General features: G+C 64.4%; 21 protein-coding genes and 1 pseudogene. 7 read left to right on the forward strand and 15 right to left on the reverse strand.

What is annotated here, in order from left to right:
* Positions 1-571 precede the first annotated feature (571 nt).
* From LCL61_RS37380 to LCL61_RS37400, 5 genes are all read left to right on the forward strand, one after another.
* A complete protein-coding gene (locus LCL61_RS37380) occupies positions 572-1,324 on the forward strand; it encodes a GAF and ANTAR domain-containing protein (protein ID WP_340684100.1) in 753 nt (250 codons plus the stop codon).
* Between the two features lie 616 nt (positions 1,325-1,940).
* Entirely contained in the window at positions 1,941-2,450 is a 510-nt protein-coding gene (locus LCL61_RS37385; RefSeq protein WP_340684101.1) for an STAS domain-containing protein, read from the forward strand.
* A 528-nt stretch (positions 2,451-2,978) separates the two neighbouring features.
* Positions 2,979-3,440, forward strand: a complete 462-nt coding sequence (locus tag LCL61_RS37390) for a DUF6292 family protein (RefSeq protein ID WP_340684102.1) — start codon at positions 2,979-2,981, stop codon at positions 3,438-3,440.
* A gap of 309 nt (positions 3,441-3,749) precedes the next feature.
* The gene (locus LCL61_RS37395) at positions 3,750-4,592 is read left to right on the forward strand and encodes an MEDS domain-containing protein (RefSeq protein WP_340684103.1); all 843 of its coding nucleotides are present in this window, start codon (positions 3,750-3,752) and stop codon (positions 4,590-4,592) included.
* 1 nt (position 4,593) lies between these two features.
* Positions 4,594-5,568: a sensor histidine kinase gene (locus tag LCL61_RS37400; protein WP_340684104.1), complete on the forward strand. Its 975-nt coding sequence runs from the start codon at positions 4,594-4,596 to the stop codon at positions 5,566-5,568.
* Positions 5,569-5,779: 211 nt separating this feature from the next.
* Here LCL61_RS37400 and fxsT read toward each other — a convergent pair.
* The 13 genes and pseudogenes from fxsT to LCL61_RS37460 all read right to left on the reverse strand — a co-directional run.
* A pseudogene (gene fxsT / locus LCL61_RS37405) lies at positions 5,780-8,287 on the reverse strand (FxSxx-COOH system tetratricopeptide repeat protein); the annotation flags it as partial.
* A gap of 146 nt (positions 8,288-8,433) precedes the next feature.
* Positions 8,434-10,272 (reverse strand): ABC transporter ATP-binding protein, encoded by a 1,839-nt coding sequence (locus LCL61_RS37410; protein ID WP_340684106.1) that lies wholly within the window; start codon positions 10,270-10,272, stop codon positions 8,434-8,436.
* Complete coding sequence (locus LCL61_RS37415) at positions 10,269-10,697, reverse strand: lasso peptide biosynthesis B2 protein (RefSeq protein ID WP_340684107.1); 429 nt, start codon at positions 10,695-10,697, stop codon at positions 10,269-10,271. The genes LCL61_RS37410 and LCL61_RS37415 overlap by 4 nt, the downstream gene beginning before the upstream one ends.
* Positions 10,694-10,948, reverse strand: a complete 255-nt coding sequence (locus tag LCL61_RS37420; protein WP_340684108.1) for a lasso peptide biosynthesis PqqD family chaperone — start codon at positions 10,946-10,948, stop codon at positions 10,694-10,696. The genes LCL61_RS37415 and LCL61_RS37420 overlap by 4 nt, the downstream gene beginning before the upstream one ends.
* Positions 10,945-12,741 carry an asparagine synthase-related protein gene (locus tag LCL61_RS37425; protein ID WP_340684109.1) on the reverse strand — a complete coding sequence of 599 codons (1,797 nt, stop codon included), beginning with the start codon at positions 12,739-12,741 and terminating at the stop codon, positions 10,945-10,947. Before LCL61_RS37425 ends, LCL61_RS37420 begins: the two co-directional genes overlap by 4 nt.
* A gap of 69 nt (positions 12,742-12,810) precedes the next feature.
* Positions 12,811-12,939, reverse strand: coding sequence for a lasso RiPP family leader peptide-containing protein (locus LCL61_RS42755; RefSeq protein WP_425341960.1), 129 nt, complete (start codon positions 12,937-12,939; stop codon positions 12,811-12,813).
* Between the two features lie 235 nt (positions 12,940-13,174).
* Complete coding sequence (locus LCL61_RS37430; RefSeq protein WP_340684110.1) at positions 13,175-13,801, reverse strand: AfsR/SARP family transcriptional regulator; 627 nt, start codon at positions 13,799-13,801, stop codon at positions 13,175-13,177.
* 123 nt (positions 13,802-13,924) lie between these two features.
* Positions 13,925-14,728 carry a hypothetical protein gene (locus LCL61_RS37435; RefSeq protein WP_340684111.1) on the reverse strand — a complete coding sequence of 268 codons (804 nt, stop codon included), beginning with the start codon at positions 14,726-14,728 and terminating at the stop codon, positions 13,925-13,927.
* Positions 14,729-14,747: 19 nt separating this feature from the next.
* Positions 14,748-15,224, reverse strand: a complete 477-nt coding sequence (locus LCL61_RS37440; protein WP_340684112.1) for a poly-gamma-glutamate biosynthesis protein PgsC/CapC — start codon at positions 15,222-15,224, stop codon at positions 14,748-14,750.
* A gap of 3 nt (positions 15,225-15,227) precedes the next feature.
* Complete coding sequence (gene pgsB, locus LCL61_RS37445; RefSeq protein WP_425341961.1) at positions 15,228-16,496, reverse strand: poly-gamma-glutamate synthase PgsB; 1,269 nt, start codon at positions 16,494-16,496, stop codon at positions 15,228-15,230.
* Entirely contained in the window at positions 16,453-18,354 is a 1,902-nt protein-coding gene (locus tag LCL61_RS37450; RefSeq protein WP_340684113.1) for a cache domain-containing protein, read from the reverse strand. The genes pgsB and LCL61_RS37450 overlap by 44 nt, the downstream gene beginning before the upstream one ends.
* A 384-nt stretch (positions 18,355-18,738) precedes the next feature.
* Positions 18,739-18,936: a DUF397 domain-containing protein gene (locus tag LCL61_RS37455; protein ID WP_340684114.1), complete on the reverse strand. Its 198-nt coding sequence runs from the start codon at positions 18,934-18,936 to the stop codon at positions 18,739-18,741.
* Between the two features lie 5 nt (positions 18,937-18,941).
* The gene (locus LCL61_RS37460; RefSeq protein ID WP_340684115.1) at positions 18,942-19,796 is read right to left on the reverse strand and encodes a helix-turn-helix transcriptional regulator; all 855 of its coding nucleotides are present in this window, start codon (positions 19,794-19,796) and stop codon (positions 18,942-18,944) included.
* A gap of 693 nt (positions 19,797-20,489) precedes the next feature.
* On the opposite strand from LCL61_RS37460, the gene LCL61_RS37465 reads away from it, so the two are divergent.
* Entirely contained in the window at positions 20,490-20,942 is a 453-nt protein-coding gene (locus LCL61_RS37465) for a hypothetical protein (protein ID WP_340684116.1), read from the forward strand.
* 54 nt (positions 20,943-20,996) lie between these two features.
* Entirely contained in the window at positions 20,997-21,299 is a 303-nt protein-coding gene (locus tag LCL61_RS37470; protein WP_340684117.1) for a hypothetical protein, read from the forward strand.
* A gap of 89 nt (positions 21,300-21,388) precedes the next feature.
* On the opposite strand, the gene LCL61_RS37475 is transcribed toward LCL61_RS37470, so the two are convergent.
* Both LCL61_RS37475 and LCL61_RS37480 read right to left on the reverse strand, forming a co-directional pair.
* A complete protein-coding gene (locus LCL61_RS37475) occupies positions 21,389-22,042 on the reverse strand; it encodes a hypothetical protein (RefSeq protein WP_340684118.1) in 654 nt (217 codons plus the stop codon).
* A 36-nt stretch (positions 22,043-22,078) separates the two neighbouring features.
* A complete protein-coding gene (locus LCL61_RS37480; protein WP_340684119.1) occupies positions 22,079-23,368 on the reverse strand; it encodes a glycosyltransferase family 2 protein in 1,290 nt (429 codons plus the stop codon).
* Positions 23,369-23,401: the final 33 nt, after the last annotated feature.

Genomic DNA, 23,401 nt, shown 5'->3' on the forward strand with positions numbered 1-23,401 from the left:
CCTGGCCGGGACTCTCGAGGAAACGCAATACACTGCAGGCGATGGTCCAGGCGTCGAGGCCTTCGCTACCGGAAGCCCGGTGCTGGTGAGCGACCTGACCTTCGACGAGCAGCGCCGGCCTGGGTTCGCGGACGGAGCCGCGGCTCGCCCTGACCGACCTCCCCGTCGCCGCGCTGCTCGCCGGCTACGGCGACGTGCGGGTGGCGACCGGCATGATCGCCGCCCAGCTCGACCTCAGCCCTCGTGCTTGACCGACAGTTACGGTTCGACCCTCCAACGGGTGATGTATCGCCGGCACAACCATGATCAGCAATGCCGGTCTCGGTTCCGAGGTCCGGCCGTCGCCGTTTATGGTGATGAAATGATCGTGCCGCGTACATGCTCCCATGATCTTGACTAAGAGCCTGAATCAATACATTCTTCCGAACCGGCGCACCTCCATCAATTCGAGCACCGCTGATGATCGCTTGACCAGGCCACGGAGTGGGTACCCGAATTATTCAGCTGCAGCACGCCACCGACAAGATCCGGAAGCGCCCAGCGGACGAACCACGATCAGAGGAGGAACAATATGTCATCCGACGAAGCGGCGTGCGCGCACTTGCCAATGATTCTCGACGACGTCAAACGTGCGCTCGACGGGTTGGCTGAGGTGCTCGCCGATGAAACCGACATCAACTCGCTGCTGAACCATGTATGCCACCAGGTCATCCGCGCAGTACCCGGCGTGGACCATGCGACGATCACCATGGTCCACGAGCACCGGCCGGAAACGGAGGCCTTCACGAGCGAGGACGGTATCGAGCTCGACGCGACTCAGTATGCGACGCGCCGGGGACCGTGCTTGGAGGCGGCGAAGAGCGCCCAGACCAGACGGGGGAACATTTCCGAGGCGTCGAAACACTGGCCGGAGTTCGCTCCGGCTTCGCGCACTGCGGGCCTCAGCGGTTTCCTGACCGTGCCCCTGATCGTGAACGGCGACTACTCCGGTGCGGTGAACTGTTACAGTCGGCAGGCACAGGGCTTCGCTGAACTGGATGTGCACCTGCTCCGGCTTTACACAAGTGCTGTCGGAGCGATTCTGCGCACCTACCGGCATTACGAGAAGGCCTCCCAACTGGCCGAGCACCTTGCTATCGCGCTGAGCACTCGGGCGGTCATCGACCAAGCCAAGGGTGTCCTCATTGCAGTCCACGGGTTCACCGACAAGGAGGCCTTCGAACTGCTGGTCAAACAGTCACAACGAGAGAATGTCAAGCTGCGCGACCTCGCGTACCGTTTCCTTGAGACCGTCCGCTTGCAGGCGCGAACCGGCCAGTCCTGACGCTCAGACCTGTCCGACCCGCGAGACGCTGAGAGCTCCACGAAGAGGAGCCCACGGGACCGATCCACTTCGCGGCGATCGCAATGGTCCTTTCCATGGCCACTTTTCGTCATTGTCCAGTTGTGGACACGATCACAGTGAGACGGGCCTTCCGGAAAGATTGTCGTGTTCGCCGTGGTCACACTACGCAACTATACGGTTTTCACCCGGCCGCGGTAACACCAGGGCAGCGTCCGGATCCAGCGATCAGACCGCACGCGGTTCCGCTGTGGTCGATCAGTTTAATGGCGAAGATCTGACAATGTCGTATTTCGGCCGAATCGGCGACGCGCCGTCGAGACACGAGAACGATATTGATGTTCACTTTCCAGAATCTGCGCGCGTTCCCCTCCCCCGTTCGCCATGCCTGCCTGATGCCAAAGATACCTCTCCAGGGGTATCCTGAAAGGACGACCGGGCTCAGGCCCAGGCTCGTGCGTCAACTTTCAGAGACCGTCTCGCCGGTTCAGCAACGCAGCCGCTGACGGAGATCCCACGGTTACCTCCTCGGAGCGCATCGATGACTGGTTTGCCTGATAGCCGCCATTTCGCTCGGGTACGTCCACTGGGAACGCCAATGCCTGATAGGCACGCAATACCGGCCGCGAGCGGGAAGCTGCTGGAGGCCGGACGCTTCCGGCACGGCGACCAGTTAGTGATCGCCGTCGCCGGCGAGATCGACGTATCCTCCGTGGGGGTGCTCCACCGCGCTTTGCGGCAGGAGATGCCGTCGGTGACGGTTCTCGACCTATCAGAGGTCACCTTCCTCGGCGCCGCCGGGCTCGGCGCCATCGCTGGTGCTGCCGAGCGGGCGAAGAGCGAACGGAAACGGCTCGGATTGGTCGTCAAAAGCCACGTCGTCTCAAGAGCACTGCGAATCGTCGGCATGGATACCTTCATCCCCATTTTCTCGTCCTGCTCAAGCGCCGTTCACGAACTCTCCCGCGCACAACGACCGCCGGGGACCCGCGCCCAGAACCGGCAAGACAGCGTCGACAGACAGTCCTCATCAAGCATCGACGCCGCAATGAAGAGATTTCTGGCCGCTTACGCCATGGAAGACCCCTGGCAGAGCAAAGGACGGTGAGAGGATGAAAGCCTCGAGCGGGGTCGACCGAGCGCGCTTACCGCACTTGGTCAACTAGCGCACCGACCAGGCCCTGCGGTGCACGGTGAACCGTCGAGCGCCCAGCGACGACGTGTGACTCACGACGGAGATCTGTTGCAGCTCGACAGTTTCTGCCTGACATTCCGGCTAGTTCCATCGCGATCGATACACACGAGCAGGCTTTTCGGCGTCGCACTTGCCGGCCGCGTGATGCTCATCGTCCTGATACCTCCGGTGGCAGGCTATCCGGAACACAGCCATCCGGGGCATCGTGTTTTTCCTTCGGGAACATACGCTGAGTCACTTACGCTTCCGAAACCAAAAATGGATTTGCCCCGGATGAAGGAATAGGCCGCGGCCGCCGCGAAAAAGAAATAGCAGTAGTACGCCGGCCGCGCCTGGGCACCGACCATCTTGCGATCACGCTCCAGAACGGGTGAGATGCGAACGTGCGTCAAGCAGTCGGCGCTGATCTTCCGACGGAGGCGGCAAAGGCGGCGACGAAGGATGATTTTGGAAGACCATGGAGCACCGGCGCGCGGCTTACGCCGCTACGTTGGCGCCGTTGCCCAGGCTTTGGATCTGGACTGGTCGGGCTGGTGGGTGCGGCTGGACCCACCGGTGAACGCCTACGTGGCCATCGAGAGCCGGCTACCGAGGTTCCCGACCCGTGACGTCGCATTGCTCTGGGACGAGGAACACGGGTGGTCCGTGGCCGTCGAATCCCTGTGCGGAGAAGAGCTGGTTGTTCTGTCCTACGCGGGCAAGAACATTCTGCCTCCATCGTGCGCGGTCGCGCGATTCCTCACCTGCATGTTCCGAGGTCAGTACCCCGGCCAGTTCACCCCGCCCGCTTTCCGCAGAGCAGGCGCGATCGACGATATGCCGGAACGTCTGGCCCGCTACGCCCAGCCGTCCGGTACCCCACCCATCACCGGACAGTCCGCCGCGGGCGGATGCCGACCGTGATTCACCGTGGCGAACATTCGCCATTGTCAGAATCGCACGGGCGTCACCACCGAATCCCAGTCGAACGGAGTCGGCGACCACACACGACAGCGCCACACCTGGCCGCTCGCGCTGAGCCCAGGTGCTCATGTCGAGACCGGCGCCTGCCGCCCAGGCGTTCAGCGGACACCCACCGAGGAGTATTGGCGCGTATCCGCCAATACTCCTGCACGGACAACGCGAACCGTCGGTCTCGGCCTAAAATGAGGCCTTCTCTTATCTCGCGTGCGGAGGAGGACCATGGTCAGGTCGTGGGTGGCGGGAGAGCACGTGTGTATCTGGTACGACACCGACCACCAATACCGGCGGCTCGCACAACTGCATTTCCTGGCGGCGGTGGAACAAGGCCATAAGATCACCTACCTCACCAACCGCGCTCCTCCCGGCACCCTGCTCACCTGGCTGTCCTTGACCGGGCCGGAGCTGGACGCATTGACCAGGAGGGAACAGCTCGTCATCTCGTCCACCGACGAGTTCTACCAAGCGAGAACAGGGTTTGAGGCGGAACGTGTGATCAGCCGGCTCCAGGCCGAGACCACCGCGGCGACACGTGCTGGTTACCTGGGTCTTCATATCTGCGCGGACATGACCTGGTCCTCACATGTGCTACCGGACAGCGAGTTGTTTTGGGACTACGAGAGGCAGGTCACGGAACTTGTCGCCACGGGCGCGCTGCCGACCTTGACGGGATTCTGTCACTACGATCGGCGGCAGTTCACGAGTGAGCAATTGGACGTCGTGCGCGAGGCCCACTCGACGGCGCTGACCGCCCGACAGGCCGAACAACGAGAACCCCTGTTGCGGATGGCGGCGCTGGACGGGCGACGCGGGCTGCGACTGTCCGGCGAGATCGATCGGTCGAACCTCGCCGAGTTCGCCGCGACGCTGGAAGCGGCCTACCGCGACGATGACGATTTTCACCTGGATATCAGAGAACTACGTTACGCCGATGTAGCGACCGTCCGGCTTCTCGCCCATGCCGCGGCCAACCTCCGCAACGGGCACCGGCTGGTTCTGAGATCACCAGTTCCCCTCATCCGCACGATCCTGCGGAACTACGGCTGGGACCAGTTGCCGTCCCTGACGTTGGTCACCACGGAGGAGGGGGTGTGAGATGAGCAAGCAGGAAGCCCGGACCGGCGGCGTGTCGTTCTCACATCAGGCCTGTATTTACGGCTCTGACGCGGAATTCCTCGACATGACAACGCCTTTCATCGAAGACGGCCTGACCCGCGGGGAAGCCACACTGGCCGTGACCACGCCGAACAACATCGACTTGCTCGTCGACACGCTAGGGGCGAACGCCGACCGGGTCGAATTCGTCGACGCATACGATTGGTACCGCCACCCCGCCGCGACACTGCTCAAGTACCACAACTACTACACGGCCCGCCATGCCGAGCGCCCAGGACACGTACGCATCATCGGTGAACCGATCTGGACAAGACGATCAGACCTCGAGACCGCCGAGTTGAGGCGATACGAGTCGATACTGAACGTGGCCTTCGCGGAGTCGTCGGCATGGATCATTTGCCCGTACGACACCCGTGTGCTGGCTCCGCCCGTCGTCGCTGACGCGCATCGCATTCACCCCGCTCGGTGGACAGGGCGCGAGGCGAGGCCATGTCCTGACTATCTCGACCCCGCGACCTTCGTCGATGCCGGCGGCACCCACCCGCTGCCGACTCCCCCACCGGATGCCGCGGTGCTTCCCTTCACCGGCGACCTGTCCAGCGTGCGGCGGTTCGTCACCGCGCACGCCGCGCTCCAAGGGCTGGCCCCGCAGCAAGCCGCCATGCTCTCGGCGGCCGTCGGCGAAGTCGCCGACCACGTCGCGCGGCACGGTAGCGGTCGCGCGACCATCCGGCTGTGGGCCGAATCCGGGCGTATCGTGTGCGACGTTCACGAGCCTGTCGGGCGCATCACCGACCCCTTCCTCGGTTACCTTCCACCCACGCTCGACGAGGCACCCGGCGACGGTCTGTGGCTCACCCGCCAACTCTGCCGGCATGTCGAGACCTGCTCCGGGTACTGCGGTGCCACGGTCCGCCTGCACGTGTCCGGCCCGCATACCGCGATAGCCCCCTGATGCGGGTGTATCTCGGGGCGGCTCCACGTCGGGCGAGGGGAACGTGGAGCCGCCGGGGGAATCGGCGACACGATCGCCGGACAACGTCACCGTTCTCGACCCACGTGATGGTTCAGTTTCCAGGCTGTGTCGGGCAATACCCGATCACCGCGGCAAAATCCCGAGGCGGAGCGGATCGCCGTCTGGATCGGGCAGTTCGTTGCTGGTTGAGTCACATCAGGATCGGGTCGATGTCGCAGTTGGCGCGGGTGCCTCGGCCTGCGGCTTGGGTTCCGGGGTGGGCCTCGCCCAGGATCCGGCGATAGCGGGCCAGGATCGGGTTCTGGAACGGCACGGCCTCGTCCGTCCGGCCGAGCGTGGTCAGGTCCAGTCCGAGGTTGAAGGATGCCGCCAGGACCGTCGGGTGCTCGTCGCCGAGTACCTGCGTGCCGCGTTCGACCGCGTCCCGTCCCAGCTCGGCGGCCCGGTCGGACTCACCCAGCGCGGCCAGGTCGCTCGCGAGGTTGATCGTGGCGGCGACGGCGTAGGGGTGGTCCGGGCCGATGGTGGCCCGGAGTTGCTCGAGGGCGCGCTCGTCGAGGACGCGGGCGGCCGCGGCGTCGCCCATGAGCCGTAAGGTGACCGCCAGGTCGACATTGGCGACGAGGGTGTGCGGGTGATGCTCGCCGAGACCGCTCCGGTATCGCTCGAAGGTCTCCTCCCCGAGCCGTTTCGCCGCGGCCAGGTCACCCGAGTGACGAAGATCGATCGAATGGGCCAGCGCGCAGCCCATCGTGACGGAGTGGTCGTCACCGTAGGCCAGCCGGAACCTTCTGAGCGATTCCGTGGACAGGCTGAGCGCGCCCGGGTGGTCGCCGTCCTTGCGGCGGGTCACCGAAAGCAGGAACGAATGGGCCGCGCTGTCCAGCTGGTCCGCGCCGAAACGCGCGTGGAAGTTCTCGGTGAGCCGTTCCTGCTGCACCCGGGCCTGGCCGTAGTCGCCCGCCTCGCGCAGGTCCACGATCAGGGAGCCGTTGACGCTGAAGGTGCGGACGTGATCACGGCCGAGGACCTCGATCCGGCGCCGGAGGGTGTCCTGGTCCAGTTCCGCGGCCGCGCGGTAGGCACCGATCAGCCGGAGGCTGATGGCGTGCTGGTACGCGGCGTTGAGCGTCTCCGGGTCGTCCTCACCGAACATGCGCCTGGACTTCTGGTAGATCTCCTCGCTCAGCTTGGTCGCCGCCGCGAAGTCACCCTGCGCCCGGAGATCGATCGTGATGTTCCGCTGGAGAGCGAAGGTCTCCTCGTTCTCCTCCCCCGACACCTGAAGACGCAGCGCGAGAGTGCGCTGATTGAGTTCCGCGGCCTCGGCGTAGCGGCCGATCGCCCACAGATACAGCCCCAGCCTCGACGAGACCTCCAGCGTCTGCGGATGAGTGGGCCCGAGCACGTCGGTGAACCGCTTCCGCGCTTCCAGGCCCAGCCGGGCGGCCTCCTCGTGATCACCGTACTCGAACAGGTAGCGCATCAGATTGATATACAGCTGACGCGGCCAATCGTCGTCGCAGTCCAGCACGTTCGCCGCGTACGCGTGCGGCAGCAGCTCGCGATAACGCGACCAATGCCTGCTCGACTCCGGATCATTCGGATCCAGCGCGGCCAGCAACTGATGAGCACCATGCTGCATCCGCGCGTGCACCTGACGGGCCATCACCCGGTTACGCAGAACCAGCTGGACCAGCCGATGCAACTGAAGCGTGTTGTTCCCATGATCGATCTTCGCCAGACCGTACCGGTTGATGTCCCGGATGGCCCGCGCCAGCTTGATCGGATCACGCAGCGCCGCGTCGAGCTCCGGCGAGATCGACACCCGGTTCACCCCGGTGAGCAAATCACGCGAAATCGGCTCCGGCGAGAAAAACGCGCAAATATGCAAAATCTGATGAGCCGCCGGATTACGGGTCTTCAACTCCTCGAACGACACATTCCACGCCGCGGCCACCGACACCTCGTTGTCCGGCGCCGACGCCGTGTCCAGAATCTCCTCGACCGACTCATCGAACAACCGCAGATACTCCCGCACCGGCATCCCGGTCACCGCCCGCCACGCCGCCGCCTGCTCCACCGCCAACGGCAGATCACCGAGCTTCTCCGCAAGCTCGTCGGCATCGGCCGGATCGATCTCCGGACCACGACGACCGAGCAACTCCACACTTTCCTCACGCTTGAACACCGCCAACTCCAGCGGACGCGCGATCCCCGCCCAATCAGAGTTCCGCGACGTGATCAGAATCTCCCCAGGACCATTACGCGGGAAAAACGGCAACACCGTATCCGGGCTCTCAGCAGCATCGAAAACCAGAAGCCAACGACGGAACGGCCGCCCCGTCCGCAACGCCTCGATCACCGCCGGAACCGCCACACTCGCCTCCGACGCCCCCTGCAAACCCAACATCCCCGCAAGCTCAGAAAGACCAGCACGAATCTGAGTCGTATGCGCGGCATCAATCCACCACACCAGATCATAATCCTGAAGATGCCGATAAATATACTCAGCAGCCATCTGAGTCTTACCAATACCACCAAGACCATGCAACGCCGAAGGAAGCACCGCCGCGGTACCCCTGTTCCGCCGTTTGGCCAGTTGCTTCAAAAGCTCGCCGCGACCGGTGAAAAGGGGATTGCGCGGCGGGACATTACCGAACAACCATGGCGGATCGTCCGCCTCACGGGCCGGAAAACGGCCGGTGGCACTCAGCGCTGCGCACGCTGAGGCAAGGGGACGTTCGGCTGTCTCAGGCATCTTGGGCTCACAGTCTTGCTGGACTCATATTCGGGCACGAAACTCGCCAGGGTCGCTGTCGAGTCGACAGGGTTCTCGGACGATCACCCAACTCCTTCTTCGCTTTCCACCACAAGCGCGTCCTGTCCCGGCTTCTCCGCCAAACTGCCAGGCTCGGGATCCGGGCCGACGGAGAGGAGCCGCCGGTAAAGCGCGCTCGCCCGGAGAAGCTCCTCATGGGAACCCATCGCCTCCACCCGGCCCTCATCGAGCACGATGATCTGATCCGCCGCGCGTACGGTGGACAACCGATGCGCGATCACCAGAAGCGCACGGTGTGTGGAGACCTCTCGCATCGCCGCGGTGAGGGCCCGCTCGTTGAGCATGTCCAGCTGCGAGGTCGGCTCATCCAGCAACAGCAACGCCGGCCGGGCGAGTAAGGCCCTGGCAATGGCGATACGCTGCCGTTCGCCGCCGGACAGGAGCGTGCCGTGGTCACCGACCTCGGTATCGAGACCGGCCGGCAGTCGTGCCACCAGTTCTCCGAGGCATGCCTCGTTGACGACCCACCGAACCTCGTCCTCTGTCGCTTCGGGTACGGCGTAAGTGATGTTGTCGCGAAGCGTCCCATGCAGCACAGGCGCCTGCTGCTCCACAAGATTCACCAGAGTACGGGCATCCGCTCGGGTCATGGAACTCGCCGGACGCCCATCGATCTTGATCTCCCCACGGTCTGGATCGTAAAAGCGCTCGATGAGCTCCAGCACCGTCGACTTGCCTGCTCCCGACCTGCCGACCAGCGCGATGTGACCACGACTGGGCAAGACGAAGGAAAGTCCTTTCAGGACAGGACGGTCGTCGTAGCCGAACCAGACGTCACGAAACTCCACTACCGGGGTCTCACGCACTCGTCGGAGTGCCATCACCTGACCGCTCCCCAGCGCTCGGTCCTTCTCGCGCGGCATCGCGAAAACCTCGTTCACGCGATCCAGCGCGCCCAGCCCTCGCTGTGCCGTGGAAAAGGCGTTGAACAAGGATGACAACGGCATCACCAGATAGGTGACATAGAGCAGGAACGCGACGAGATCTCCCAGTGACGTCGTACCATTCGTGACCCGGAGACCGCCGATCAGCAGAACGACCAGTACCGAACCGTTGACCGCCAGCTCGATCGCCGGCGCCACCGTCGAGTCCAGCCTGGCCAGCCGCACTCCGGCCCGATAGGCGTCGCGGGCATGAGAACCGACACGGTCGATCTCCCGCCGCTCGGCCTGACAGGCACGGACCGTCCGGATGGCGCTGAGCGCACGTTCGAGTGCCGCGGTCATGCTACCGACGCTGGTCTGTGCCTCGTTGGAGGCACGTCTGATGCGCGTCAAGACCGCCAACACCGTGGCACCCGCGACAGCGACGGCCGCCAGTACAAGCAGGAACAGCTGCGCGTCGAGCCACACCATCAGGACAACCGCGCCGGCAACCCCGAGGGAATTCGTGACGATATCGGAAAAGCTGTGTGTCGCCGCCTCGCGCACCATCGACGTATCGGTGTTCGCCCGGGAGATCAGGTCACCGATACGCTGACGGTCGCAGACCCGCATATGCAAACGCATCAAATGGGCCGTCAGGCGTAACCGGAGACCGAGAAGGATGCTCTCACTGGTGCGGTCCAGCAGAAAGCGGCCGACAGCGTCGACGACGGCTTGGGTGACGAACACCGCGAGAAGCGCGACCACCAGCCAGCTCGCGACGGTGCCGGCCTGCGCGGCGTCGATCACCTGTTTCACCAGCATCGGCTGGACCAGTCCGACTAGCGTGCCCAGCAGGGTCAGCAGGGTGGCGACGACGACCTGCCGCCCGTGACCGCGGAGCAGTCGCCACAGATGAGGCAACCGAGTCAGCGATTCACCGCCTGCCGCCTCGGCATTTTGGCTCTCCTCGTTCACGAGTCCACCGGGGGAACGATCATCAGACGCTGGAAATAGTCGTCGGAGAACTCTTCTCCCACGAGGACGCCGTCCACCTCGACCCACGCATGGGCGGCGAACGGACCGACCTTTCTCGCGCCCACGCACCAGGTCGGCCATACACCCCAGGCGCGGCAGAGCAACGCGGTGGAAATGGACCGGGGAACACACCCCTGCGCGCCCCGGCACACCAGGCTCACCGTCGTGACCGCGTCACGTGCGGCCGATGCCTGGCCGAGGCCCGCCGGACGAGCTCCCCTGCGGATGTAGCCGAGTACCATACGGATCCGCGCGGGCGGCAGCAAGGCGAGCAGCCGGGCAAGAGCGACGGCTGCCCGCGCCAGCAGCCGCCGCGGCAAAGGGATTCCCTCGCCTCGCCGGGGCAAGGTCATCGGGGTGGTCATTTCTCCTCCACAAGGCCGGCTTTACGGAGCTGATCCAGAAGGTTGCCGACGTCGGTCGAAACGGCGTCGCGGCGCGCCGGATAGAGTTCGACCACCGCATCGACGGCGTCGTCCTCGTTCTTGCCATCGAGCAGCACACCTATGGCCAGGGCGCCGGTCGGATTGAGCGTCCAATACCGACCGCTCGCCTCGTCCAGCACCACGGCGCCGTAGTCGGTTTCGCAGAAGACGACGTTCTTGGCCAGCTTCACGATCGCGGTCCCGCCTGCGCTGACTGGATTCCGAGCCGTCGAAGCCAAGCCTCGGAAGTGAAAGTCTGCTGAAGCGACTCGTGCGGCCGGGTCAGCGAAGGCGAGTAATGACTGGCTGCCCGCAACTGATCGGCATCGACAAGTCCCAGTTCGGCGAGCCGGGAGTCCTCACACAGCGCCATCAGGTCAAGATGGTTGGCGCGCAATCCTGCCTCCTCCTCGGCCGAACTTTCGGCCTTGGTCGTGCGTTCGAGCGAAGCCTCGGGGACGATCCCCCTCATGGCCTCCTTGATCAGCGGTTTGTATTCCCAGGGCGTGGACCGCTCATACGCGCGGACGGCCAAGCACGCCTCAACGACCTGATCGTCGAGAAAAGGCACAGCGAACGGCACGCCGGTCGGTCCCACCAGCTGCCCGAACGATCGGGCGATCCGCGCACCCGACCGGATGGCGAGGAGATCGGCATGCTTGCTGGGGTCACCTGCCAGCGGGCGTACGGCTTCTTGCCTCACTCGAAGCATCTGGCGGACAAGATCGACGCAGTCGCGACTGACCCACGGCGGCAACCGCGGTGGCTCGTCCCAGTCGAACCTCGGAGACCTCAGCGCCTGGCGCGGATCGGTGATCCGCCCAGCGGTGCCTGCCCACCAAGAACCGTACGAACGTGGTCGAAGCAGCTGCCACACGACGTTCATGAGCGGCCAACGCCCCTGAGCGTGGTATGCCCGAAGCCGGGGTAACGCGATCCATGGCGCCATACGAGTCAGCGAACGCAGATAGTTCAGATCGCCTTCCAGGACCTCGTCGCCCCCGAATCCGGTGAGGTGGATCCGCGACCCCAGCGCGGCCATGCGTTCGAAGCACGTCAGTATCTGAGCCCGATCGATCTGCCCGATGAAGGGCCGGTCCAGGCAGTCGGCCGCGGTGGCTATGCCCTGATAAACCAAGGGAAGTTCGTTTCGGGGCAGGATCTCGTGTCCCACCCCGGGCAAGGCGAAGATCGCCTTCATGGCCCAAGGGACGTCGTCATCAGCCGGATCCAGACCGACCGTGGTGTAGGCGATCAGTTCGGCAGGACTGTCCGCCGCGAGAAAGCATACCGAGGTCGAGTCGAGGCCGCCGGAAAGGTCGCAGCTCACTCTGCCGCCGGCGGAAGTCCTGACCGCGACCGCATTGGTGAGCGCGAGTCGAAGCGCGCGTGCGCCGTCCCCGAGCGGCACCACCGGTTCGGGCGGCGACCACCAACGGAAGGTCGCCGGTCGCCCGGCCTCGTCGGTCAACAGAAAATGATCCGGTGGAACAGCGTCGACGCCCTTCCACATGGGGAGATCGTCCAGTGGGTATGGTGGCATCGGGTCCAAAAGTGACAGTGCCACCGCCTCGAGGTCCAGTTCGGCACCGAGCACCCCGGCGAGCACGTCGGCCCGGTCGGCGGCGAGCACCTGTCCATCCACGTCGGCATAGAGGACCTGGCGGACACCGGCCGCCGTTCCCCGCACCAGTGAACGGCCTTTGACGTACGCGACCACGTGAAAACTGCCGGGTAGCGAAGACAGCACCGTGCTGACAGCAGTGACGTCGCCGGTCCTCTCGAGGATGCCGGCGAGACGGGTGGCGGTGACGGACACGTGCCCGATCACCGCCACCCGCGAATTCCCCGCCTCGGCTACCACGATCTCGTCGTCACTCCAGTTGCCCACCAGCCAGGGGCGGCCAGAATTGTGAGACACGGACACCCGCCCCTGGGCGAGTAGCAGCCTCGTGACCGTGCTTGTCACGTCGGCGTCTGGCATGACGACGAACCATGAAGTGTCGGGCGCCAACGCAGGGAAATTCATCATCTGGCTAGATACCTATGCCTCTCACCAGTGCCAGTGGTGGTGGCCGCGCCGGCAGTAACGGTCACGGCCCCAGCCGCACTTGCCACATCCGGTGACCTTCGAGAAGGCCCCGGCGGCCTGCAGCGCCGGGGGCTCGTAAACACCCTTCACAACTACTCCTCACATTTCGGTTAATTGCAACAGCCCGACCGGACGCATCCGGTCCGACTAATGTAATTCTGCCCCAAGCAGAACTATTTCCGGTACATTCCCGGCACAGCGCGGACGGGCCGATTTCGACTTCGCAGCCGTGCGTGGCAATGAGGGCCAGAACACGAATAGCCATTCACGATCGCCCGGCCCACGCCGCACCGGCCACCGGCCAGGGAGGAAAAGTCATCCGTGTTCACAACGTGTCCGCGAGCATTCGCTCATGCAGCCGGCGCAGCTCGGCACCGGGCTCGATGCCGAGCTCGTCCGTCAGTGATCGGTAGGCCGATTGGTACGCGTCCAACGCGTCGGCTCGCCGGCCAGAACGGTGCAAAGCGAGAAGTAGCAGGCACCACAGCCGCTCGCGTGTCGGATGTTCGATCGTCAGCGCACGGAGGTCTGGGACTACCGTATGGTGCTGCCCCAGCATCAGCCGTACGTCGATCAGTTCCTCGCGGGCGGTCCAGCGCAGCTCTTCCAGGCGAGCCACTACGGGACGCCTGATGGACAGCGGAAGATCTTCATACGGCTCGCCGCGCCAGAGCCCGAGCGCTTCGCGGAAATGCTCGACAGCCTCGCCGTCGGCAGACCGGTTTCGCGCTTCCCGCCCCAGCCGCACCGACTCCTCGAATCGGAAGACGTCGAGTTCACTCGGCTTTACGCTTATCCGGTATGCGCCGACCCGATTCGCGATCCTGCTTGGATCGCCCCCGAGCGCCGCCAGCGTCCGACGCAACTGCGAGACATAGGTTTTGACATTCCCTGACGCGGACCTCGGCGGTAAACCCTCCCAGAGCGCATTCTCTATCAGCGGAGTGGACACCCAGCGTTCCGCATGGAGAAGCAACAGAGCCAGGAGAGTTCGCGGCTTGCGCGGCCGCACACAGACTGGTCCTTCGACCTGGCCGCTCAGTTCCAAACTCCCTAGTACCCGGAACAGCATTCGTCAGATCCGTTTGGCAACGCGAAACCCCTGAAACAGCCGGCCGCCGTGCGCCACGGCAGGAGCGGATCCGCGGAGGAGAACACGATGAAGACCACGGTTATCCCTGCCGAGGTACACACCGACGGGGTCGATCGGGCCAGCACCGTTCGCATCGAGAGCGAAGAGTAGAAGATCACCAGGCTGAAGCAGGCTCTGTTCACGCGCCTCGGTCGAGATCACCACTCCTCCGGAGTCGGCTTTCACCATGGCGAGCGAGGCTTTCCGCGGCAACCCATAAACGAGTGTGATCAACCGGGAGCCGCTGATCTTCGAAGCATCCCCCGGCCAATGATGCCGAGCGGTGGCGAGCACGTCGGGACTCCGATCGGCGAGTGCGGCATCAAGCCAGCCGCGGAACCATCCGCTCCCTTCAGCACCCTCCTTCCACGGCTCCGGCAGGAGACGCACCCACGCTTCGCCTTTGACGACAGAAGCGCCAGACCGTGTTACCGGGAACTCCCGAGCGGGGCCGGCCAGGACAACGGTACGGGCGCCGTCGGTGAACGTCGCCACGACCGCACCCGCGTTGTTCCGTGCCACGGTCCGCGCCGGACGTGGCAAGCGTTCATAGCGATACTCGGCCACCGGGTAGGGACCGGCCATGATCCGGACCGCGAGGGCGTTCACCGGCGGGACCGTGGTCACCGTCCGCACACCCGGTCCGAGGTGAATGGTCACCACGGACAAGACGACGACGGACAACCAGATCGCGATACGCAGGTTGCGGACCCACTTCTTCCGGGGCGAAATGCGGGATACTCGCATGGGGCAGATCCTCTGCTTGTCAGACTGTGGAGACGAAACCGGCGAGAACGCCGCTTGCCAGGACCGCACCGGTGACCAGGCTGACCGTCGCCGTCGCCAGCATGGTGGCGACGGGTGGCTGGCGGATCAGCTGGTAGGCGATCAGTCCCGGCACCACGAAGCCCAGCGTTTGATGGGCGAACAGCAGTGGGTAGTCGTGCTGCAGGACCAGGAAGAGCGTGCTCTGGAGCAAGACGGCGAGCAGGACGATGGCCGAGAAGAGGCGCTTTCCGTACAAGATGGTGAGCCGTTGCAGCCCCTTCGACCCCGCATAGGTGAACACGGTCATCGCTACTACGATCGCGGCACGCCGGTAGTCCTCCACAAGCGTCAGCGCGAGCCAGCCCGGACTGATCATTCCACCGGGCGACAGATTGGTGAGCAGTACACAGGCCAGCGCCAGCACGAGGCCGATGGCCAATCCGAGTGTCGCGACGCCTGGCAACAAGGTTCCCATCGGTTACGATCCCTCCCTTCCTCGTTCCGCGGTCCAGACAACGGCGTCGGCCGTTATCCGCTCCAGAGCCTGCAGCTCGCCCAGGAGTCGCTCTCCCTGGCCGTGGATGCTGCCGATCGCGACGACTGACGCCTCACCCTCGATCCCGTCGACGACTCCGTCGAGAAGCTCGGATGAGCTGCGACGACCGCCGAGATCGCATACCCTGCCCTGCCATTGGCTTGGAATGGCACTTCTCGCGCTCCGTGTCGGCTCACCGATCAGGATCACTCGCTCCGGGTCGAGCCGCGGGATCAGTGATCCTATTTGGCGATTACGCTCGATCCGGTCGGGGCGGCATCCGATCACCACATGCAGCGGGCGGGTGATGAGCTTCTCGGACATGAGCTCCTCGATGTTCATCAACGTGGATTCCGGATCGTTGACGGCGAGGAGATTGGCGAATCTCAGCTGCTTCCCGCGCACCCGGAACCGATCGACACTCAGCGCTCCCGGGTCGGGTGGCGCGGACCACATACCGCGCAACGCCGCCCCGCGATCGACCCCCAGGAGCGCCGCGACGGCCAAGGCTATGGCGACGTTCTCCTTGAAAGTGATCCAGCCGAAACCCTTCATGTCCTCATCCGTCACGGTCTCCGGATCGATCACGACGAGCTCGCAGTTTCGCCGAGCCGCCTCCTGCTTCAGCACTGAAAGCCGTTCTCGCTCGGCGGTGACGCAAATCCCTCCCTTCGGCATCGACCTGCTGAGCGAGCAGGCGATATCGTCGATCGTGGGGCCCATTTCCTCGACGTGGTCCAGGCGGACATTGGAAATGACGCCGATTGTCGAGGAGATCAGCTTGGTCTGGTTGATCTCCTGCAACTCCGGCATCACAGCCATGCACTCGACGACCAAGGCATCGGGCGAGTAGGCGACGGCGCGGCGCACCACACCGACCTGCTCGATGACATTGGCGATGCCGAATTTCCGGTAAACCGGTTCTTCATGCGCGTCCGGATGAACGAACCGGGCAGCGGTTCCTGTCGTCTTGGCGACGGTCACCAGATCGCCACCTCGCAGCGCACCCGCGCACAACCGGGTTATCGAGCTCTTCCCGCGAGTGCCGTTGACCAGCACTCTCGTCGGAATGGACCGGAGATTGGCGTGGTGACGGCGCTGTTCGAGGATGCCGGCCGTCAGCGCAAGGACACAGAAGACTACATATACGACGTAACAGAAAAGCACATCAGCTCTCTCGCCGGGCAAGCTCTTTCCGATACTCGGAATCACTCGCTGTTTTCCTGCAGATCTCGAGGCATAAGGTGATCGTGCCGATCTGGTCTTGTCTCACCGGGTGGATCCCGGATACGTGGTCGCCGGATGCCAACCGCTCCGCGAGCGTCGCCGTCCGCCGCAACTGCCGTACGACGATGAACTCATGCCAACCGAAGTTCAGCAGAGCGATGACGAGACCGATGAGACCGGCCGAGAGAGCGCGCCGGCTCACTTCGTTTTCCGGAAGTCCTAGCGTGGCGGTGCCTTGTTCGGAGATCACACTCCATTGCAGGGTGCCCGCCGGTCCCGGTGCGCCGATCGCGGCCGAGGCGATCACCGACTCACCGCCCCGGGATCGCCCTATCTCCGCGCGAGGCCGCCCCGCGAGTGCCTCACTCGCGCTTCGTCGGAGAGAGTCCTCGGACAGCGTATGGAACGCGAGATACCCCTCGGTGTCGGCGATCGTCCGGAAACCGGGATCGACGACCCGGACTCGACCGGCGCGCTGGTGCAATAGTTCCGAAAGGTGCTCCACATCGAACTCGGCGACGACGCCATGGCGGGCATCCGGCAGTTCCGCGTACGCGAAGATCACTGGGAGGCTTCCGGCGGTGTTGTACTGACGTACACCTTCGCCGGAAGGCAGCCGGGCTTCGGCCCGCAGTGGCGGCCGCCCGGTCCGGGCGCCGATCCGGCCCGCCGAATCCACTACATAGATACTCCGGTACCTGGCCTCCCTGGCGATCAGGCGCTCCATGAGTGGGAGTACCGAATCAGTGTCCTTGTTCCCGTTGGTCCTCGCCAAGAGTTTCAAGTCCGCGACCGCTCCGTTCAGGCTGCGGCGGACCGTGTCCGCGATACGCGAAACCTCCATTCCCCGTTCACGCACGACGAGTTCCGGCACCCTGGGTGCCGCGCCACCGGCGGCCACCAGCACAGAGCACGACCAGGCCAGCATGGTCGCCGCGGCGCCGACGATCGTCAGTCGTGCCGACGGCACCCACCACCGCGGGCGTCGTCCGGGTTCCGCCGCACAACTGAGTTGCTCCAGCACCGCGGCGATCCGGCGCACCTCACGCACTTCCAAGCCACGCGACTTCGGCGCGCCGGCCCCGGAGGCGACCGTCAGCGCGCCGGTTCGCAGCCGGTGAACCGGAACGACAATGGTCCTGCGTACCAGTACGAAGCCGAAGACCGCCACGACCACCAGGCTGACAACGGTCACCGGGTGGCGATCTGTCTGCGTGTGCCCTTCCACCGGCACGTGGGCCATCGATACGAGCGAGAGTCTCCACGCCCCGGATAGACCGGCTACCGTCAGCGGCGCATGGGCGACCACCAGCGCCTTCTCACGGACACCCTCCGGCCCTGTTCCGTTCCCGGCGACAAGGTCGACGGTGCTACCGGTACGTCCCCCCGCCGATTCGGCCGCGGCCTTGTTGATCAACCCCTGGCTGACTCGGGCATCCACGGCAGGAGCGGGCCCTCTCGAATCGAGGACGCGACCTTCGTCCGTGACCACCAGCACGCTCTGTCCGAGTCCCGAGTCCAACGGAACCTCAGAGGTCACCAGGTCGGTGAACGCCACCAGGGTCCGCTGCTCGTTGCCGGCGAGCATCGGGACCGTCGCGACCATGACGACGCCCTTGCCCGTCGACGCCACAGGACGAACGCTCGCTTCCTTCGTGACTTCACTGTCGAGAGACGCGAAGGGCAGGGGTTCGCCGCGAGTGGCGAGCAATCGTCCCGTCGAGCTCTGCATGAGTGCCATCCCGCGCCATCGGGGATACACCTCACCCAGAGAACCGAGCAGGGCGTCCGGTTCCCGGCCCTGCTCCCTCTCGGACTGCGTCAGTCCGAACCGGAGTTCCATGACGGATTCCGCCACGGTCTTCGCCAAGGCGCCGGCAGTTGCCTCAGCGAAACGTTCTTGCGACTGCACGACGACATCGGGTACCGGTCTCGCCGACGGAGAATCGAGAAGCAGGACACAGGCGGCGAGCAACAAGGTCAGCACCAGAACTACGGCGGAAGGGGCACCGACGCCTCTGGGAAATCCTGCCTCGGCAAGGTGCTTCTCCAATCGGATTGTGCGCTTCCGCACGAATTGTTTCCTCTCGACCTGAGCGCGGCGGTTTCACCAGCCCTGCGCGATGAGGGCATCATTCCCCTTCACCGCCCGCCGGTGAAGGAGCCAGCCAGCTGGCCACCGGGCGCGGAGCCTCACCTTGCCGGGCACCCGCAGGTCGCATCGAGCTCAAGGAAGTTTCAGAGTGTCGACCAAGGCCATCCATACCGCATTGGTGACTACCAGCGCCGGACCCGAACGGTCTTTGGAGTCGCGTATCGCTACGTGCTTCTCCAACTCGGCAACCTCTACACAAGCACCTTCACCGACGCTTCGAAGCGGCTTCCGCCAGACCGCGTCCGGCGGAATGATGTTTCCCTGGTCCACTCGCGCTACAACTCCTTAATGATCTTGCCGACGAAACTGGTGGTTTGCTCGGGAGACAGTGCCATCTCCCTCAGCCGCCCGAAAACACAGGTGTATCCCGCGATCTCACTCTCGCGCTCCATGTACAGACCACCCACAGGAGTCTCGACGTAGACGACGTCCGGATCGGACTCCTCGTGGAACTCCAACACCGTGAACGGTCCTACCATCGCCGGGTGTTCACCGGCCGCGATGGGCAGAACCTGCACGTTGACGTGCGGCAGTTCCGAAATCTCCAGAAGGTGCGTGAGCTGGTCACGCATGACAGGCCTGCCGCCGACGGGCCGTCGCAAAGCCGCCTCACTATGCACCGCCCACAAGCTGATCGGGCGGCTGGAGTGCAGGCGTTCCTGGCGTTTCATGCGCAGCATCACCTGTCGGTCGACCTGGTCCTCCGTCCGGGGAACCACGGTCGCCGCCGTGACCGCACGGGCATACTCCTTGGTCTGCAAAAGCCCGGTGATCACTTCGCCTTCATATGTTCGACTCGTGGCGGCTTCAGCCTCCAACCCCACATAGGTCGCGAGCCACCCGGGTAACACGTCACCATAGCTGTGCCACCATCCCCGAACACGGGATTCTCTCGCGGCCTGGACAAGACGATCCGCTTCAACGCCTTGTACGCCGTACAAGTCCAGCATCAAGCGGACGTCACCTGGACTGATGCTGCCATGACCGTTCTCGATGCGCGAAATCTTCGAGTGCCGGCATCCGAGATATTCGGCGACTTCGCCGATCTTCTTGCCTGCCTTCTCCCGATGGCGACGCAGTTCGCTGTCCAAACGCCTACGACGGACAGTGGGGCTGTAATCAGCGGCCAATTCTTACTCCTTTCATTGCGGGGTAGCTTCCACCACTTGTGCTGATTTGCGGTAGACCCAGACAGAGTAACGCCCCGACAACCCTGTCGGCGGATGTACAGCCGTGTACGTACAGGCCAAGCTGTTCGCATGACCACTCCGGCAAAACCGCACGTGAAGGCCATGATACGGCCACACCGGCCAACATACATGAATGGGATTCACGACGCGGCATCGTCCATCTGGGTGTAACCGGAATGGCGTACATTTCCAGAACATGAAAGATCGTCGCCAATCTTGCGGACCGCCCCGGAAATGATCCGGCGCGACTCATGGCGCGGTAAAGGATCGATTTTTCTGGTGTCGGAATCTTTTGTCCGCTAGACCGATACCAGTGCCGCCGGACGGCGTGCGCGTCGCCTCCTCGAGCGCGCCGCCGTCCGGCATCCAGAGCGGCGGTGAGGCTGGGAACCCTCCCCGACATACCAGCCTCACCGCCCCCCCAACCGCGCGGAAACCACGCCCCGCCGCGAAACGCACGCGCCGAATGCGCATTACCGCCCTCCCGTCATCCGCATGGGAGGGCAGATCACCCCTGCCCGGTTTCCCGCCGCGCGCCATCGAGCACCGGCCGGAGACCGCGGTCGCCGGCTCTGCTAGTAGAAAAGAAAGCGGGTTCCAGAAATGCCCTCTCAAGGTGTTGCGGAAGCGGTCGTGCCCAGTTCACAGCTGGAACACATGCTGGCGACGGCCGACGCCTATCGGCGGTTCTACGGCTGGCCGACGAGTGTGGACCACACGACCGGACAGGTCGTGCTCACCGTGTCCGGCGAGGTGAGCGCGATCGTGGCGGCGAGGACACTCTGCGAGGACGCCCAAGCGTTGCTCGCCATCCGGATGCTCGCCGGACCCGTCGTCACCTTGCCTGGCGCGGATTGTGCCTTCCTCACTGGTCCTGCGTGCCATCTGAGCGAGGCAACGGTGACCGACCTCCAACGGCTCGGCGTTCGCCTGCAGTGCGAGGGGTCACTGATCCCCTTGCCCCCGTCGAGAGCCGGCGACGACGCGGTGCGATGGCTGTGCGGGCCGAAGCCGACCCGGCCGCTTCCCCCGTGGACCGCGGTCATCGGAGCTCTCCGCGCCTCCTCGGCGATATGCCCCCTCTAGTGCCACCCGAAGACGAGGTTCGATCCTTGCTCCAAGAAAGGAAGGGCTCCTGCTGTGTTCAACTACACCGCGACACTGTCAGCTGCGGAAAACTGGGTGAACCTGATCCCGCGGCGGCCGCTCTGGCACCATGCGGATGTCGAATGGGAGTTCGAACCGGTCATCCAGAGAGCCGCCGGAGTCCTGAAACTCACGCTGCGCGCGCCGGACAGACCGGCCAAGATCCGGGCCGTTCAGATCGCCGATGTCCGCGACACGGCCAACGCCGAGGGCTCGGTCATGGCGGTGCTGGACGACATCTACATGAAGATGTTCGAGATCTCCGGTATCCCGGCTCCTCCGATACCGGTCCGGTAGGCCGGCCTCGCTAGCGCGCGCAAAGGGTCACCTCAGGGAACCTGCGTCCCTGAGGTGACCCTCACTGCACCCTGCGGCACACCTCATGGTCAGCCGACCACGATGCTCGCGCCCCGCAGCGAGATGTACCACGCATCGGACCTGAACTCCGGCCCGCGCTCCTCTCCGATGTAGAGATCGATGTGCCGAGGGCCACCCAGACCAGGGGTGAACTCATCGCGAATCTGCCACTTCGCCGCGGTGATCCCGGCACAAACCGCACTCGGAGGGGTTTCGCCCGACTCGGTGGTACCGCACCCGACAACGGAGAATCGCGAGCCCATGGTCAGCACATCACGGTCGGCCGCGGCGCTGACGAACGGCTCAAGCGGTTCGCCCCGGCTGTCCAGTGGAGCATTCTCGAGCCAGTATCCGATGTTGTACGACCAATTCAGGTAGCGGCCCGCATGCGGCCCACTGGTGATTCGCCCGGTCCCCTCGTCACGTACCGCATCGGCGAATCCGACTGGATAGCGGCCCAACGATTGCTTCTCAGCGGCGCACTCACTGTCCGGGCAGCCGAACACCTCCGCGGAAGGACCCGCATGATAAGTCTCGACAGCCGTGTAGTAGACGGTGATCAACCATCCGCTGGACGGCTCGTGGCGAGTCTGCTTGCAGCCGATCACGCCGAAGACGATCGAGGTGACAATCGAAATAGTCTTGATTCGGTAATGGTCACCCTTGCCACCGGGTCTTCGCATACCGTTCACCATTCTTCGGCCCATGCGCTTCGTATCTCATCTCGTGTGCCGCCCCCTGGCCACCGTACGCTCGGCCAGACGTTCTGTCTTCACCCAGTCGACACGGCCGCCGACGTGCCGGGCGACTCCACGACAGCCCGCGACCGAACCGAGCACCAGGAAGACCGGATAGGTCATCGAGGTGACCACACATCGCCACAGGGGCTCGTCACGCAGTCTGAGCCGATGGGTGAATCCCCAGACCGCACCGGGCAACAGCAGCGCACCCAGCCACATCACCCATGCCGACACCGCATCGGTCGTACCGCTCGCGAGCGGGAACAGAGCCGTCCCGCCGAGCCCGACGTGGATGGCAATGCCGAGAAACAGGAACGCCAGCAGGGCGACGAGAGGTACGCACCAAGGAATGATCAAGTAGTGCAGCAGGTCGACCAGCCCCAGCGCGGAGACGTGACGAGAGGTGAGCAACCCGGGCAGATGGCGAGCGCACTGGAGATTCCCCTGCGCCCACCGAGTACGTTGCCGAACCAGCCGGCGAATGTCGACGACGGCCTGCTGGGTCACGACGGCACGTCTCACGTAGCGGACTCGGACCCCTGCCCGATGCAGACGTAGTCCCAGTTCGGTGTCCTCCACCAGACAGGACGACCACGGGTCGCTCCCGAAAGCCATGAGTACCGAGAGCTTGACGAACTGGCCGTTGCCGCCCAGGGCGACCGTACCGACGGTGTCACGCACCGTCTGAGCCGCGTCGGCGACGCAGCCGAACTCGATGTCCTGCAGTAACCCCAGCAAGTTGTGCCGATTACGAATACGGACCCTGCATTGGACCGCACCACTTGTCCCGTCGGCGAGGTATCGATCGACTTCGGTAAGCAGGTTTCGGCTGACCCGGCCGTCGGCGTCGACCACGCCGACCACGGTCTCGGCTGCCGTGCCCTCCTCCAGCGCGAGTTCGCGGATCAGCCGGTACGCGGCGTTGAGAGCGGCACCTTTGCCTTGTCGTGCCTCCGGCAGATTACGCCGAAGGACCAGCAATCGATCGTCATAGAGGGACTCGAGCACCGTCGAGGTCCGGTCGGTACTCCCATCGTCCACCACCAGCACGCGCAGCCGATTCTTGTCGTCGGCCAAGGCAAGGAGAGACCGTACGGTGTCAGCGATCACCAGTTCCTCGTCAAGCGCCGGGACCACAAGCCAGAAACACGACGGTCTGCCTGGGCCTGCCACGCCCGGCATAGGAGTTCTCAGGCTCAACAAAGACAGAATAATATTGTAGATCGGCCATCCGAGCATGAGCGCCAGCATCAACGAATAGATCTGCATGGTTTCTACTTGACCGCCCGCCGTAAACGCAGG

This window comes from Amycolatopsis coloradensis (assembly GCF_037997115.1).
Lineage (GTDB): Bacteria > Actinomycetota > Actinomycetes > Mycobacteriales > Pseudonocardiaceae > Amycolatopsis > Amycolatopsis coloradensis_A.